Origin of the sequence: Rhodococcus sp. LW-XY12 (assembly GCF_019317345.1) — a bacterium.
Lineage (GTDB): Bacteria > Actinomycetota > Actinomycetes > Mycobacteriales > Mycobacteriaceae > Rhodococcus > Rhodococcus pyridinivorans.
This window is the reverse complement of record NZ_CP079225.1, coordinates 2,192,008-2,207,127: the sequence shown is the minus strand read 5'-3', so window position 1 is coordinate 2,207,127 and position 15,120 is coordinate 2,192,008. Positions and strand designations below refer to the sequence as shown.

Genomic DNA, 15,120 nt, shown 5'->3' with positions numbered 1-15,120 from the left:
CCCACGAACTGTCTCAGAACAGGGTGAGCGCCGCCTCGGGTTCGGGGACGCGTTCGTCGGCGCGCAGCGCACCCCTCTCCTCACGCCGAGCGGACGCCCGGACCCCGAGGCGGTGACGTTCGAGCAGGGGCGCGACCCGCTCGTCCAACCACTGCGAGTACTCCGGAGCAACGTACGCGCCCCGTCCGTAGAGGCGGCGATAGCGTCTCATGAGGGCAGGATGCTCCTGCGCGAGCCACGACAGGAACCACCCGCGGGTCGAGCCGCGCAGGTGCAGCGGTATTACGGTGACCCCCGACGCGCCGGCGGCGGCGAGGGAGCCGAACAGCGTGTCGAGGTGCTGTCGCGAGTCGGTGAGGAAGGGCAGCACCGGAGCGACCATGACGTGGCACGACAATCCGGCGTCGACGACCGCCTTCACGAGATCGAGACGGGCCTTCGGTGACGGCGTGCCCGGTTCGATGTGCGCGGCCAGTTCGGGATCGCCGATCGGGAGCGACACCGCGACCGACACATCGACCCGACCGGCCGCCAGCGACAGGAGCGGAAGATCGCGGCGCAGCAGCGTGCCCTTCGTGAGAATGGAGAAGGGGGTGCCGGATTCGGCGAACGCCCGGATGACTCCGGGCATCAGCCGGTAGCGCCCCTCTGCCCGTTGGTAGGGATCGGTGTTGGTACCGAGCGCCACGTGTTCCCGGGTCCAGGATCGTCGCGCGAGTTCGCGGCGCAGGACGGCGGCGACGTTGGTCTTGACGACCAGTTGCGAGTCGAAGTCGTGCCCGCCGTCGAGATCGAGGTACTCGTGCGTGGGCCGGGCGAAGCAGTACCGGCAGGCATGGGTGCAGCCCCGGAACGTGTTGACGGTGTACCGGAACGGCAACCGGGAGGCCTCCGGCGTCCTGTTCAGCGCGCTCTTGCACAGCACCTCATGGAAGGTGACTCCCTCGAACTCCGGCGTGCGGACACTACGGACGAGACCGGCCCGTTCGAGGCCCGGCAGAGCTCCGTCGTCCGCATCCACAGTCTGACCCGCCCACCTCATACCCCCAGTCGAACATGTGTGCTATTCGCTGTCAACAGATCGTTCGGCATCGTGGTCGATCGGACGGAGCGCACTCGCGGTGCAACGAATACATCGGCATCCCCATCCGTTCATCCATAGGCGGCCGAGGGTCCGGTGGCTCGCCCGGTGCGCTCGAGTTACAGTGCTCGCCACACTGATCTTCGATGGGGGGTTCGATGAGCGGTCTGTTTCCCGGTGCCGGAATCCGGGTGGTGCCCGATGGTATTCGAGCGTTCGGGGCCACGAATCTTCGTGCGGCCGAGCAGGTGGCGCAGGCGGGGACGTTCGATCTGCAGGCCAACATCTCCGCGTTGAGTCCGGCTCTGGGACTCATCGGCGGAGAGTTCCTCGCGGTGTTCGCCGCGGCCCAATCCGAGCACACCAGTGCCGTCGCGCAACTGTCGTGGGCCTACGCGTCCAACGGCATCGCAGCACACGAGGCGGCCACCGGTTACGAAACGACCGACACCGGAACGGCTTCGGCGCTGGCCGACGCTGCGGGAGGACTGTGATGCAGGGATCGGTCATCGACACCGCAACACCCGCAGCGTCACCGACCGTTCTCGACGCTCTCCGCGCGTCGCCGATCGGACCGGTCCTCGACGCACCGCTGCCGGTACTTCCGGAACCCGTTCTTCCCGAGCCGGGTCTGCCCGTCCTCGAGGCGAATTCGATCGTCGAGCTGCTCGAATCGATTCCGGTACCGGTGCTGCCCGATCTCGAGACGATCGTGCGGCCGCTCACCGAACTCTGCTCGATGTTCGGCACCGGTATCCTCGACTCGCTCGATCCGTCGGCGATCCTGCAGCAGGGGTCGCGTCTGCTCGAGACCGCCACGATGCTCGGACGCAGTGCGCTGCACGCACTTCCGGAGTCGTGGGAGGGAGCAACGGCCGACGAGGCCGCAGGTCACGGTGTGCGCGCGCAGCAGTCGGCCCTCGAACTGGCCGACCGCGGCGACCGGATCGGCGACGTCACCCGCGCCGCCACGGCGACCGTCGAACGCGGCAACATCGAATTGACCGGCATCGCACAGTCGTTCGTGACCACGGCGATGGCGGCCGCACCGGCTCTCGCGACGCCGCCGGGCCAGGCCGCCCTGTTGGCGTCCGCCGCGCAGCATCTCCAGGCTGCCCTGGCCGTCGTTGCGCGTACCCGGGGCGAGCTGACGGTCCACACCGCCGCGATGACGGCGCTGACCACGCCGATTCCCGTGCCCGCGCCGGTGGCCGTGACCGGGGTGCAGGAGATGCGCACGGTCGCCACGGCCGCAACCGATGTCGCGTCGAGTGTCGCAGCGCCGTTCACGGCCGCCGCGCACGCCGCGACCACTCCCACCGCCTACGCGGCGACCGCGCCCACCGCACACGCGGCGGCTCCGACCGTCGGTGCGGCGGTCGCGGGATCGGCCGGAACGGTGTCGGCCGGAGTGGTCACCGGTCACGGCACCGCGGGGGCCGCGTTCGGAACTGCGGGTGTGCCTGCCGCCGCTCCGATTCCGACCGCCCCGGGCTCGGGCGGGAGTGCGCAGGCCACGACCGGCGCGAGCGCGATGGGAAGGGCACCCTCGACCGGTGGGATGGTCCCCGCGACGTCCGCTCGCGGGTCCGACGACGAGGAGCACCGCTCCCCCACCCGTCTGCTGAGTGCCGCCGCGGAGGGCACCGAGGTCGTCGGCGAACTGCCGTTGGTCGTTCCCGCCGTGATCGGTTCGCACGACGACCGCTGAGCATTACTCGTCGATCGGACGAGCCTGTCAGTCGACGAGGGAGGCGACCTCGTGGTCGGTCAGCGTCGTCTGCGGCACCCGGCCGGCGCCGCGCGCGAGTTCGATCGCCCGGTAGAGCGGGCGTTCGCCGAGCGCGGCGTCGCGGGCCTCGGCCCGCAACTGTTCGACGAGCACCGACGAGATCGCCGCCGCCGGAGCGATCTCGCTGGTGGCGAGCGCATCCGCGAGCTTTCGCAGGGCCAGCACGTCGAGTTCGCGACCGCCGCCGTTGGCGTACAGGGCGAGCGGGACCGACACGAGATTGTGCTCACCGTCGTTGACGCGCACGACGGCCTGCGATACCCCGCCCACCCGGACGATCAGTTCGACACCGGCGAGTCGCGCGAGATCGACACTGCGCGACCGGAACGCCCCCGACAGCGTGACGACGGTGCCGCGCAGCAGCAGGTGCCGACGCGTGGCCAGGAACGCACCGACGGCCGGCGGCACCGCGAAGACGGCCCCGACGAGCAGCGCGACCCATCCGGGCGCGACGATCCAGACCAGAACGCCGAGGACGACGCCGACGGCGAGCGCGAGCAGCGCGATCCTGCGGGCGCGTGGCCGGAGCAGCCGGGACGGGATCAGATCGAGCGGGACGGCGGCACCGTCCCGGTCGTCATGCGCCGGCAACGACCTCACCCACACGGGCGACGACGTCCGTGAGTGCAACGCTGTGCTGCTCGCCGTTGCGCAGATCCTTGACGACGACCTCACCTGCCTCGAGTTCGCGGTCACCGAGCACGAGCGCGACGACGGCACCGGACTTGTCGGCCGCCTTCATGGCGCCCTTGAGGCCGCGCCCACCGTATGCGAGGTCGACGCGGACACCCGCGGCGCGCAGTTTGTGCGCGATGGGCACGAGGGCGACCTTGGCGGCGTCGCCCATCGGCACCCCGTACACCTCGCACCGCGCGGGGCTGCCGGCGGTCTTGCCCTCGGCGGCGAGCGCGAGAACCGTGCGGTCGACGCCGATCCCGAAACCGATGCCCGAGAGCGGCTGGCCGCCGAGCTGTTCCATGAGCCCGTCGTAGCGGCCACCACCACCGATGCCGGACTGGGCGCCGAGCCCGTCGTGGACGAACTCGAAGGTGGTCTTCGTGTAGTAGTCGAGGCCGCGCACCATGCGCGGATTGACGACGTACGGGACGCCGATCGCGTCGAGGTGGGCGAGTACCTCGTCGAAGTGTGCGCGAGCGGTGTCCGAGAGATGGTCGAGCATCAGCGGCGCGTCGGCGGTCATCTCGCGGACCTCGGGGCGCTTGTCGTCGAGCACGCGCAGCGGGTTGATCTCGGCGCGGCGGCGCGTCTCCTCGTCGAGCGGGAGCGCGAACAGGAACTGCTGCAGCTTCTCCCGGTACTGCGGACGGCAGGTCTCGTCGCCGAGGGACGTGATCTCGAGGCGGAATCCGTCGAGTCCGAGCGACCGGAATCCTGCGTCGGCAACCGCGATGACCTCGGCGTCGAGCGCGGGATCGTCGATGCCGATCGCCTCGACGCCGACCTGCTGGAGCTGACGGTAGCGGCCCGCCTGGGGGCGCTCGTAGCGGAAGAACGGCCCGGAATAGGACAACTTCACGGGGAGCTGACCGCGGTCGAGACCGTGCTCGATCACCGCGCGCATCACGCCCGCGGTGCCCTCGGGACGCAGCGTGACCGAGCGCTCACCGCGATCGGCGAAGGTGTACATCTCCTTCGTGACGACGTCGGTGGACTCGCCGACGCCGCGAGCGAACAGGCCGGTGTCCTCGAAGATGGGCAGTTCGACGTGCCCGTACCCCGCCAGGCGTGCGGCACGGGTCAGACCGTCCCGTACCGCCACGAACTCCGCCGACTGCGGGGGAACGTAATCGGGCACACCCTTCGGCGCCGAAAACGTGGAGGCCTTGCTCACTGGTACTGCCTTCTCTCGGGATTCTCTCGGTTGGTCACCGGACGGATCGCGGTGTTCGTGCCGTCAGCGGGATTCTGCCAGGCCGGTGAGGAAGGGATTCGAGACCCGCTCCTGCCCGATCGTGCTCGCTCCGCCGTGTCCGGGGAGGATGTTGGTGCCGTCGTCGAGCACGAGCAGCTTGCGCGCGATCGAGTCGAGCAGTTGCGCGTGGTCGCCGCCGGGCAGGTCGGTGCGGCCGATCGACCCCTGGAACAGGGTGTCGCCGGTGAGCGCGACGTTCAGGGCAGCCCCGTCCGGGGTGGTGGTGCGCGTGCGCAGGACGACCGAGCCGCGGGTGTGTCCGGGCGTGTGGTCGACGACGAACTCGATTCCGGCGTGTTCGATCTCGTCTCCGTCGCCGAACTCCACGACCTGCTGCGGTTCGACGAACTCGACGCCGTCGAGGAAGGGGGCGAGGCTCGACCCCATGCCCTGCAGCGGATCGGTGAGCATCATCCGGTCGTCGGGGTGGATGTAGACGGGGATCCCGTACCGGTCGGCCACCGGCTGCGCCGACCACATGTGGTCGAGGTGACCGTGCGTGAGCAGCACCGCCCGGGGCGTGAGATCGGATCCGGTGAGGAACTCCACGAGCGGCTCGGCGGCGTCCTGGCCGGGATCGACGATGACGCACTCCTTCGCGTTGTCCTGCGCGAGGATGTAGCAGTTGGTCTGGAACATCCCGGCAGGGAATCCGGTCACGAGCACGAGCATCGCTCCTACGGGTGGAAGCCTTCGAGGTCTCCTACAGACTATGCGTTGCGCCCTGCCCGCGGGTTGCCGGTCCCGGGTGGCAGACTCGGGTCTGCTTCGAAGTCGGTTGGACCACATCGATCGTTCACGGGAGGACTACTGCAGTGCCGAGCAACGCACAACGGCGCCAGGCCGCGAAACGCAAACTCGAACGGCAGCTCGAGCGTCGAGCCGAACGCGAGCGCAAGCGGCGCCGCATGACGATCGCGCTGTCCGCGCTCGGAGTGATCGTGGTCGTCGGCGCCGGTGTTGCTCTGTGGGCGGTCGACCGGGGCGACGACACGGCCACCGAGGCGGCGTCGAACGACACCTCTGGTTCGGAAATGGAGTACGCCGCGCTCCCCGACGGCCGGTCCGAGCCGTTGCCCGAGACGGTGAGCTGCTCCTACACCGCGGACGGCCGCGAACCGTCGAAGCCGGCAGAGCCGCCGCGCACCGAGGGCATCCGCACCACCGGTGAGGGCAACACGGACATCAGCGTCAGCATGGAGACGAGCCAGGGGAACATCGGCCTGATCCTGCACAACGACGATTCGCCGTGCACCGTCAACAGCTTCCTGTCGCTGGCCTCGCAGAACTACTTCGACGACACGCCCTGCCACCGGCTGACCACCTCGCCGTCCCTGCAGGTCCTGCAGTGCGGCGACCCGTCGGGTAGCGGGTCGGGCGGTCCGGGATACCAGTTCGCCAACGAGTTCCCCACCGATCAGTTCGCCGCCGACGATCCCGCCGCGCAGGAACCGATGACCTATCCGCGCGGCACCCTCGCGATGGCGAACACCGGACAGCCCGAGACCAACGGCAGCCAGTTCTTCCTGGTGTACGGCGACTCGGTGCTGCCCCCGCAGTACACCGTGTTCGGCACGATCGACGAGACCGGTCTCGCGACCCTCGACACGATCGCCGCAGCCGGTGTAACGGGTGGGGCTGCCGAGGGTACCCCCGCGCTGGAAACGACCCTCACGTCGGTCAGGATGGACTGATGATCCGATTGCGCACCACCCTCGCCGCCGGCGTCGGGCTCGCACTCCTCCTCACGGGGTGCTCCGACGATTCGTCCACCGATACCGCCGCGAACTCGTCGGCACCTACGTCCGCCGCCGACCGGCAGTCCCCCGCCTACACGGGCGAACTACCGGAGCGACCCAGCGGCACCGACTCCGTCTCGTGCACCTACGACGCCTCGGGTGACGCCGCACGCGACGTGACCGCCCCCGCCGCGGACGACGTCTCCGCCACCGGCGCTGCTGCCGCGCAGATCACCACCAGCGTCGGCGTCATCGGCGTCGAACTCGACCGGGCCGCGGCCCCCTGCACGGTCAACAGCTTCGTGTCCCTCGCGGAGCAGGGCTACTTCGACGACACCCCCTGCCACCGGCTGGTGACCTCCCCCGGGCTGCAGGTGCTGCAGTGCGGCGACCCGACGGGCACCGGAACGGGCGGGCCGGGTTACGGGTTCGACACCGAGTACCCGGAGAACGTGTACGCGCCCGGCGACGCCCAGCTGCGGCAACCGGTGATCTACCCGCGCGGCACGGTCGCGATGGCGAACACCGGTCGTCCCGGCAGCAACGGCAGCCAGTTCTTCCTGGTCTACGAGGATTCGCAGCTTCCCCCCACCTACACGGTCTTCGGGACGGTCGACGAGGCCGGACTCGCCGTGATCGAGGAGGTCGCGGCGGAGGGCGACGACGGCTCGATGGCGGCCGGCGGCGGTGCGCCCAACCGCGCGGTGCAGATCGAGTCGGTGACCGTCGGGTCCTGACACCCCCCGTTCACACGGAACGCACGGACGTCCCGTCCCGGAGATTCCGGGGCGGGATGTCGTCGTCCGGCGCGAGACCGAGACGGATTCGGTCAGGCTGCCGAGGTCACCCGGTACACGTCGTAGACGCCCTCGACGTTGCGGACGACGTTGAGCACGTGCCCGAGATGTTTCGGGTCGCCCATCTCGAAGGTGAACCGGCTCACCGCGACCCGATCGCCCGTGGTCGTCACGGAGGCCGACAGGATGTTGACCTTCTCGTCGGCGAGTGCCTTCGTCACGTCGGACAGCAGACGGTGCCGGTCGAGAGCTTCGATCTGGATCGCGACGAGGAACACCGACGACGGCGAGGGCGCCCACTGCACCTCGATGATGCGCTCCGACTGCTCCCGCAGCGACCCGGCGTTGGTGCAGTCGGTGCGGTGCACGCTCACCGCTCCGGTGCGGGTCACGAAGCCCATGATCTCGTCGCCGGGGACGGGCGTGCAGCACTTGGCGAGCTTCGAGACCGTGCCCGGTGCGCCCGGCACGAGGACACCGGAGTCGCCGCTGTTCCGCGAGCGGGTCGGGATGGTCGACGGTGTGGACCGCTCGGCCAGTTCCTCTTCGACGCCACCGACGCCACCAAGCAGCGCGACCAGCCGTTGCACGACGTGGTGCGCCGAGACGTGGTGCTCACCGACCGCGGTGTACAGCGCCGAGACGTCGGCGTACCGCAGTTCCTTGGCGACCGCGACCATCAGGTCGGCGTTCATCAGGCGCTGCAGCGGCAGACCGACGCGACGGACCTCCTTCGCAATGGCGTCCTTGCCGGATTCGAGGGCCTCCTCGCGACGTTCCTTGGCGAACCACTGCCGGATCTTCGCCTTGGCGCGGGGTGAGACGACGAACGACTGCCAGTCGCGGCTCGGGCCGGCGTTGGGGTCCTTGGAGGTGAAGACCTCCACGACCTCGCCGTTCTCGAGCTTGCGTTCGAGGGCGACGAGGCGGCCGTTGACGCGGGCTCCGATGCAGCGGTGCCCGACCTCGGTGTGCACGGCGTACGCGAAGTCCACGGGCGTCGAGCCGGAAGGCAGCGTGATCACGTCGCCCTTGGGCGTGAAGACGAAGATCTCCTTGACCGCCAGGTCGTAACGGAGCGATTCGAGGAACTCCCCCGGGTCGGCCGCTTCCCGCTGCCAGTCGAGGAGCTGCCGCATCCAGGCCATGTCGTCGAGCTCGGCGACATCACCCGAGTGGCGTCCCTTGGTCTCCTTGTACCGCCAGTGCGCGGCGATGCCGAATTCTGCGGTGCGGTGCATCTCGTGCGTGCGGATCTGCACCTCGAGCGGCTTGCCCTCGGGACCGATGACGGTGGTGTGCAGCGACTGGTAGACGCCGTAGCGGGGCTGGGCGATGTAGTCCTTGAACCGTCCCGCCATGGGCTGCCACAGCGAGTGCACGACACCGACGGCCGCGTAGCAGTCGCGGATCTCGTTGCACAGGATGCGCACGCCGACCAGGTCGTGGATGTCGTCGAAGTCGCGGCCCTTGACGATCATCTTCTGGTAGATCGACCAGTAGTGCTTGGGCCGGCCCTCGACGACCGCGTCGATCCGCGACGCGGAGAGTGTCCGTCCGATCTCGTCACGGACGGTGGCCAGGTAGGTGTCGCGCGACGGTGCGCGGGTCGCGACGAGCCGGACGATCTCCTCGTACTTCTTCGGATGAAGGATCGCGAAGGCGAGGTCCTCGAGCTCCCACTTGACCGTCGCCATCCCGAGGCGGTGGGCCAGCGGGGCGATGACCTCGAGGGTCTCGCGTGCCTTGCGGGCCTGCTTCTCGGGAGGCAGGAAGCGCATGGTCCGCATGTTGTGCAGACGGTCGGCGACCTTGATGACGAGCACCCGGGGGTCGCGCGCCATCGCGATGATCATCTTGCGGATGGTCTCGCCCTCGGCGGCCGAACCGAGCACGACCTTGTCGAGTTTGGTGACGCCGTCGACGAGATGCGCGACCTCTTCACCGAACTCCGCGGTGAGCTGCTCGAGCGTATACCCGGTGTCCTCGACGGTGTCGTGGAGCAGTGCCGCGACGAGGGTCGTGGTGTCCATGCCGAGTTCGGCGAGGATCGTGGCGACCGCCAGCGGGTGGGTGATGTAGGGATCGCCGGACTTGCGCTTCTGGCTGGCGTGCCGTTCCTCCGCGACGTCGTAGGCCCGCTGCAGCTGCGAGAGGTCGGCCTTCGGGTACAGCTCGCGGTGGATGGTGACCAGCGGCTCGAGGACCGGCTTGAGGCTCGTGCCCCGCTGACCGGTGATGCGTCGTGCCAGGCGCGCGCGTACCCGCCTCGACGCGGAGGTCGATGCCGGTGTGGGGGTCGGGTTCTGACCGGAATTGTGGGACCGATCGAGATTCTGGGTCATGCCTCAACCTCCCGTCGCGGCTGCGAACCCGGTTCGTCACCGATGCGCATGTCCGGACCGTACGGGCCCGGCGGGTTCACCGGCACCTGTGGCAACTCTATCCCTCAGATCCGCATGAGAGACGTCAGCGGGTACTTCTGCAGTCGCGTCCGGCCGCCGAGGGCTTCGATCTCGGTGACGACGGTGATCCCGACGACCTCGGCGCCGACGCGTTCGAGCAGTTCGACGGTGGCGGCGAGGGTTCCGCCGGTCGCAAGGACGTCGTCGACGACGAGCACCTTGCGGCCCTGCAGGGCCATCCAGTCGCCCGGGATCTCGATCGCGGCGGTGCCGTATTCGAGGCTGTATTCACAGGTCTGGACGGGCGGCGGGAGTTTGCCCGCCTTGCGGACGGCGAGCACGCCCACCCCCAGGGTGCGGGCGATGCCGCCGCCGAGGAGGAAGCCGCGCGCATCGATACCGGCGACGAGTTCGGCGTCGGGTGCCGCGGAGGCCAGCGCCGCGATCACGGCCGAGAAGGACGGTCCGTCGGCGAAGACGGGCGTCAGGTCGGCGAAACGGACACCCGCGGTCGGGAAATCGTCGACCCATCGGGTGTGTTCGGCCACGGCCACGGCAGCTTCTTCGACGAGCCGCGTATCGCCGATCCGTTGAGCGCTCATCCTCCGAGTATCCACCGGTCCATGTTCCAGCCCGCACCCGCGGTCGTCGGGTTGGGCACCCCGGCATGCATTCCCGCCGCGAACCCGATCGTGCGGGGCTGCGCGAACAGGGGCAGGGTGGGAACGTCGCCCCACAGGATGCGTTCGGCCTCGGTCGCGAGTCCCGCGATGGCCGCGTTGTCCTTCGCCACGAGCAGGCCGTCGAGCAGTTCGTCGACGCGGCCGATCGAATAACCGCCGACGTTGCTGCCGGCCCCGGAGTGCAGTGCGTCGCGGGCGTGCTCCATGTCGGCGGCGCCACCGGCACCGGCGGCCGTGGCCGTCCCGACGAGGATCGCGTCGACCTCCCCCGCCGTCAGCTGCGACGGCGTGAAGGTGTCGGAGCCGGCGTCGACGATCTCGATGCCCGCCTCACGGCAGGATTCGCCGATCAACTCGACGGTGCGCGCGCGGCGCTCGTCCGGTCCGAGATAGCCGATGCGGACCTGCATGCGGTCCTGACCGGAGGCCTCACGTTCGGAACGCGCGGCGTCGATGTCGACCTCGGCGTAGCCTTCGGCGGTCGGCACGGTCTGCGGGTACAGCGGCGAGTCGGGCGCCAGGAGCCGCGAGGTGATCGGGCCCGTGACGCCGTTCGACTCGTCGGACACGCCGAGTTCGTCGAACAGCTGTGTGCGAGGCGTGCACAGGGCGACGGCGCGGCGCGCCGCCGGGTCCTGGAAGACACCGCTCGTGGCGAACACCAGTTGTTCGAGGTTGCGTGAGACGACGGTGGAGACGTCGGCGCCGTCGCCGAGGTTGCTGTGGCCGACGGATCCCTCGGCCACGTCGACGACGTGGATGCGGCCGTCCTCCGCGGCCGCGGACGTGTCGGTGCCGCGCGGCCAGACGACGATGCGGTCGGTGCCCGGGGCGTTCCCCCACCACCGCTCGTTCGCGACGAGCGTCAGGCCGTCCTCGGCGGTGTACGACTCGAGGCGGTACGGGCCCGCGGACGGGAACAGCGCCGGATCGATCTCACCCGGGGTGAGGGTCCAGCCGGTGTTCCAGAACTCCGCGATGCGCCGGACGGCCTCGGTGTCGTTCGCCGTGATCGCTCCGACCAGGTCGGACACACCCGACCTTCCTGCCGCCACGTGGGCCGGCATCAGCTCGGTGGCCCCGAACAGCGCCTTCCAGTTCGTGTCCTCGCGGCCGGGTCGGAAGACGACGGTGGCCTCCTTCGACCCGGGCTGACAGTCGACCCGGTCGATGTCGGCGTAACCACCACGATGGGCAGCGTCGAACAGCGGGACCTGCTCGCCGGACTCGTCGGGAGCGGTGAAGCGTCCGCTCGACGCAGCCCAGGCCAGGACGAGGTCGTCGCAGGACATGGGCACACCGTCGGAGTAGACCGCGTCCGGCGACAGGCGGTACTGCACGGTGAGCCCCTCACCGGGCACGACCGAGGCAGTGCCGATGTCGGTGTCCGCGATCACCCGGCCCTGCGGACCGACGTAGCCGAAGCCCGGCAGCACCCGGGCGAACGCCTGGCGCGCGCCCGAGGCCGCACCGTCGACGGTGTTCGCGTTGTAGGTCGTCACCGTGTTGTCGATCGCGTACCCGATCGAGTGCACCGGTTCCTCGTCCGTGCCGCACGCGACGGTGGAGAACGCGAGTGTCGAGGCCACCGCCGCGCACGCGAGGAGCGTGCCGCGGCGCCTCGGCGACCGCCTCGTCGTCGGGTCGTTCCGCTCGCTCACCGCCATGTCAGGACCTTCTCTTGCCGCGCTTTCCGGTGGGTCGTGCCCCGGGGGCAGGGCCGCGACGGACCGTCGCCCGGTCGGGCAGGGGTCCGGCGCCCTGCACCGTCGGCACCACCTTTGCGTCGACCGCGTCGGCCGACTGCGATCCGGCCGTCGTCCCGGCCTTCGCCGCGCGGGCGGCGGCCTCCTCCCGCTTGGCGAGCACCTTGCGGGTGTGCTTCGCGACCGGACCACGCCATTCCTCGAGCGTAACCAGCAACGGGGTCGCGAAGAAGATCGACGAGAAGGTACCGACGACGATGCCGACCAACTGGACGAGGGCGAGGTCCTTGAGCGTGCCCACACCGAGGAGCCACACCGCGATGACCATCAGCGCCAGCACCGGCAACACCGAGATGATCGTGGTGTTGATCGAGCGCATGAGCGTCTGGTTGACGGCGAGGTTGGCCTGCTCGGCGTAGGTGCGGCGGTGCAGGTGCAGGATGCCGCGGGTGTTCTCCTCGACCTTGTCGAAGACGACGACCGTGTCGTAGAGCGAGAAACCGAGGATCGTGAGCAGACCGATGACGGTCGCAGGACTGACCTCGAAGCCGACGAGGGCGTAGACACCCGCTGTCACGATGATGTCGAAGAACAGGGCGGTGATCGCTGCGATCGCCATGTTCCGCTGGTATCGGATCGTGATGTAGATGCTGACGATGACGAGGAAGACCACCAGCGCGATGAGCGCCTTGTTGGTGATCTGGCTTCCCCACGTCTCGCTGACGTCGGCGACGCTGATCGAGTTGCGGGACGGTTCACCGTCCGGCCCCGCGGGCTGGAACTCCTCGAACAGCGCGGTCTGCAACTCGGCGACCTGCTCGCCGTCGAGGGTCTCCGACCGGATCTGGACGGTCGCTCCGTCGCCGGCGCCGACAGTCTGCACCGCCTCGGGTTCGAAGCCGATGGTGTCGCTGAAGACGGTCTCGACTTCCTCGACGGACACGCCCGGCACGGCCGGCATCTGGATGCGGGTGCCGCCCTCGAAGTCGATACCCCAGCTGAATCCGCGCAGCAGCATGCTGAGCAGGGCGATCAACACGATCACCGCGGTGACGATGTACCACCGCTTGCGGCGTCCGACGATCTCGAAGGCGCCCGTGCCGGTGTACAGACGGGACAGTCGGCTGTGCTGCGGCGCGGCCGTCGTCGTGGTCGTGTCGGTCATCGTCACGCCTCCTTCGCAGCGGTCGCGGCGACGAGACGACGCTCGTCGGCCACCTGCTGGATCGCGCCCAGACCGTTCACGCTCGGCTTGGACCAGAACTTCGACTTCGAGGCCAGGAACACCAGCGGCCAGGTCACCAGGAACACGACGACGACGTCGAGGATCGTGGTGAGGCCGAGGGTGAACGCGAAGCCGCGGACCTGACCGACGGCCAGGACGTAGAGCACGGCGGCGGCGATGAAGCTGACCGCGTTACCGGAGAGAATCGTGCGGCGGGCCCGTGCCCAGCCGCGCGGCACCGCGGAACGGAAACTCCGCCCCTCGCGGATCTCGTCCTTGATCCGTTCGAAGAACACGACGAACGAGTCGGCGGTCATGCCGATACCGATGATCAGACCGGCGACGCCGGCGAGGTCGAGCGTGAACCCGATGTATCTGCCGAGCAGCACCATGACCGCGTAGACCGCCATTCCCGAGAGAACGAGCGACAGCGCGGTGAGCAGTCCGAGCATCCGGTAGTACGCGAGGCAGAACAGGAGCACCAGCGCCAGACCCACCGCACCGGCGATCAGCCCGGCCTCGAGCGAAGCCAGACCCAGAGTGGCGGAGACGGTCTCGGCTTCGGATGCCACGAACGACAGCGGCAACGACCCGTACTTGAGGGTGTTCGCCAGCTCTGCGGCCTGCGTATTCGTGAACTGGCCGGTGATCGAGGTGGCGCTGCCGGCGGGGGTGGCGCCCTGGATCACGGGCGCGCTGACGACCTTCGAGTCGAGCACGAAGGCGGCCTGCTGACCGATGTTCGCGGCGGTGAACTGCGCCCACGTATTGCTGCCCTCGCTGTCGAAGGTCAGGCTGACCTCGTAGCGCGACTGCTGCTGATTGAAACCGGAGGTCGCGTCCTCGATCTGCTGGCCGTCGATGATGCTCGGGCCCAGCAGGTAGATCGCGGTGCCGTCGGTCGAGCACGCGACCAGCGGAAGCGCCGGGTCGTCGTTGCCGGCGAGCGGGTCGGCCGCGGAGCAGTCGAGGGCGAGAGCCGCCGCCTGCTGCACGGCGGGGTCCTCGCTCTGACGGGTGGCCTTGGCCGCGGCGATGTCTGCAGCCGCCTGTTCCTGCGGCGTGAGCGAGCCGTCGTTCTCGGGAGCCTCGGGTGCTCCGGAGGGCTCGGCCGGAGCCTGGGGCGCCTCGACGGGGGCCTCGGACGTCTCGGCCGGTGCCGGGGCATCGGTGGGCGCGGTGGGATCCTGCGCCGGGAACGGACGTCCCTGCGGTTCGGGTGCGTCGGCGGGCGGAGCCTGGTCGGCCGGCGCGGGTTCACCGGGTGCCGGTTCGGCAGGGGCCGGTTCTGCGGGCAGCCCGCCCTCGGGGGTACCGGCACCGGGCTGCTCGGCGAGATCCTCGGCGGTCATGTTCGCGTCGATCGGTCCCCCGATCACCGGCCTGATGTACAGCCGGGCGGTCTGGCCCAGCGTCCTGGCCTGGGCGCTGTCCTCACCCGGGACGGTGATCACGAGGTTGTCGCCCTCGACGATCACCTCCGAACCCGACACACCGAGCCCGTTGACGCGGGTCTCGATGATCTGCTGGGCCTGGCGGAGGCTGTCCGGACTCGGGCTGCTCCCGTCGGGGGTTCGCGCGGTGAGGGTGACGCGGGTGCCACCCTGCAGGTCGATGCCCAGCTTCGGGGTGGGCGACTTGTCCCCGGTGAAGAAGACCAGTGCATACAACGCGGCGAGAATCACCCCGAACAGGGCGAGAGCGCGCACGGGATGCACCGATCCGTTGGAAGGTGCCACGGTCTGTCAGTCTCCTCGAT

General features: G+C 69.5%; 13 protein-coding genes. 4 read left to right on the top strand and 9 right to left on the bottom strand.

What is annotated here, in order from left to right:
- Positions 1 to 13: 13 nt before the first annotated feature.
- Positions 14 to 1,042 carry an Rv2578c family radical SAM protein gene (locus KXC42_RS10425; protein WP_219130277.1) on the bottom strand — a complete coding sequence of 343 codons (1,029 nt, stop codon included), beginning with the start codon at positions 1,040 to 1,042 and terminating at the stop codon, positions 14 to 16.
- 197 nt (positions 1,043 to 1,239) lie between these two features.
- Here KXC42_RS10425 and KXC42_RS10420 point away from each other — a divergent pair, with 197 nt between their 5' ends.
- Positions 1,240 to 1,575 carry a type VII secretion target gene (locus tag KXC42_RS10420; protein ID WP_006551405.1) on the top strand — a complete coding sequence of 112 codons (336 nt, stop codon included), beginning with the start codon at positions 1,240 to 1,242 and terminating at the stop codon, positions 1,573 to 1,575.
- Positions 1,575 to 2,792: a hypothetical protein gene (locus KXC42_RS10415; protein WP_219130276.1), complete on the top strand. Its 1,218-nt coding sequence runs from the start codon at positions 1,575 to 1,577 to the stop codon at positions 2,790 to 2,792. The genes KXC42_RS10420 and KXC42_RS10415 overlap by 1 nt, the downstream gene beginning before the upstream one ends.
- Positions 2,793 to 2,819: 27 nt before the next feature.
- On the opposite strand, the gene KXC42_RS10410 is transcribed toward KXC42_RS10415, so the two are convergent.
- The 3 genes from KXC42_RS10410 to KXC42_RS10400 form a co-directional block, all read right to left on the bottom strand.
- Positions 2,820 to 3,464 (bottom strand): hypothetical protein, encoded by a 645-nt coding sequence (locus KXC42_RS10410; protein WP_170318498.1) that lies wholly within the window; start codon positions 3,462 to 3,464, stop codon positions 2,820 to 2,822.
- The gene (gene hisS / locus KXC42_RS10405; protein WP_006551401.1) at positions 3,451 to 4,725 is read right to left on the bottom strand and encodes a histidine--tRNA ligase; all 1,275 of its coding nucleotides are present in this window, start codon (positions 4,723 to 4,725) and stop codon (positions 3,451 to 3,453) included. Before hisS ends, KXC42_RS10410 begins: the two co-directional genes overlap by 14 nt.
- A gap of 63 nt (positions 4,726 to 4,788) precedes the next feature.
- Positions 4,789 to 5,472, bottom strand: coding sequence for an MBL fold metallo-hydrolase (locus KXC42_RS10400; RefSeq protein WP_198040650.1), 684 nt, complete (start codon positions 5,470 to 5,472; stop codon positions 4,789 to 4,791).
- A gap of 149 nt (positions 5,473 to 5,621) precedes the next feature.
- Here KXC42_RS10400 and KXC42_RS10395 point away from each other — a divergent pair, with 149 nt between their 5' ends.
- Together KXC42_RS10395 and KXC42_RS10390 are read left to right on the top strand one after the other, a co-directional pair.
- Positions 5,622 to 6,500: a peptidylprolyl isomerase gene (locus KXC42_RS10395; protein ID WP_064852066.1), complete on the top strand. Its 879-nt coding sequence runs from the start codon at positions 5,622 to 5,624 to the stop codon at positions 6,498 to 6,500.
- Entirely contained in the window at positions 6,500 to 7,282 is a 783-nt protein-coding gene (locus KXC42_RS10390; protein WP_064852065.1) for a peptidylprolyl isomerase, read from the top strand. The genes KXC42_RS10395 and KXC42_RS10390 overlap by 1 nt, the downstream gene beginning before the upstream one ends.
- 92 nt (positions 7,283 to 7,374) lie before the next feature.
- Here the strand turns inward: KXC42_RS10390 and KXC42_RS10385 are convergent, their stop codons facing one another.
- The 5 genes from KXC42_RS10385 to secD all read right to left on the bottom strand — a co-directional run bounded on the left by KXC42_RS10385 (position 7,375) and on the right by secD (position 15,100).
- Positions 7,375 to 9,687: a bifunctional (p)ppGpp synthetase/guanosine-3',5'-bis(diphosphate) 3'-pyrophosphohydrolase gene (locus KXC42_RS10385; RefSeq protein ID WP_024100749.1), complete on the bottom strand. Its 2,313-nt coding sequence runs from the start codon at positions 9,685 to 9,687 to the stop codon at positions 7,375 to 7,377.
- Between the two features lie 104 nt (positions 9,688 to 9,791).
- The gene (locus KXC42_RS10380) at positions 9,792 to 10,349 is read right to left on the bottom strand and encodes an adenine phosphoribosyltransferase (protein WP_006551396.1); all 558 of its coding nucleotides are present in this window, start codon (positions 10,347 to 10,349) and stop codon (positions 9,792 to 9,794) included.
- Complete coding sequence (locus KXC42_RS10375) at positions 10,346 to 12,097, bottom strand: ABC transporter substrate-binding protein (protein ID WP_006551395.1); 1,752 nt, start codon at positions 12,095 to 12,097, stop codon at positions 10,346 to 10,348. The genes KXC42_RS10380 and KXC42_RS10375 overlap by 4 nt, the downstream gene beginning before the upstream one ends.
- 1 nt (position 12,098) lies before the next feature.
- A complete protein-coding gene (gene secF, locus KXC42_RS10370) occupies positions 12,099 to 13,301 on the bottom strand; it encodes a protein translocase subunit SecF (protein ID WP_230809464.1) in 1,203 nt (400 codons plus the stop codon).
- A 2-nt stretch (positions 13,302 to 13,303) separates the two neighbouring features.
- Positions 13,304 to 15,100: a protein translocase subunit SecD gene (gene secD, locus KXC42_RS10365; protein WP_200360023.1), complete on the bottom strand. Its 1,797-nt coding sequence runs from the start codon at positions 15,098 to 15,100 to the stop codon at positions 13,304 to 13,306.
- Between the last annotated feature and the right edge of the window lie 20 nt (positions 15,101 to 15,120).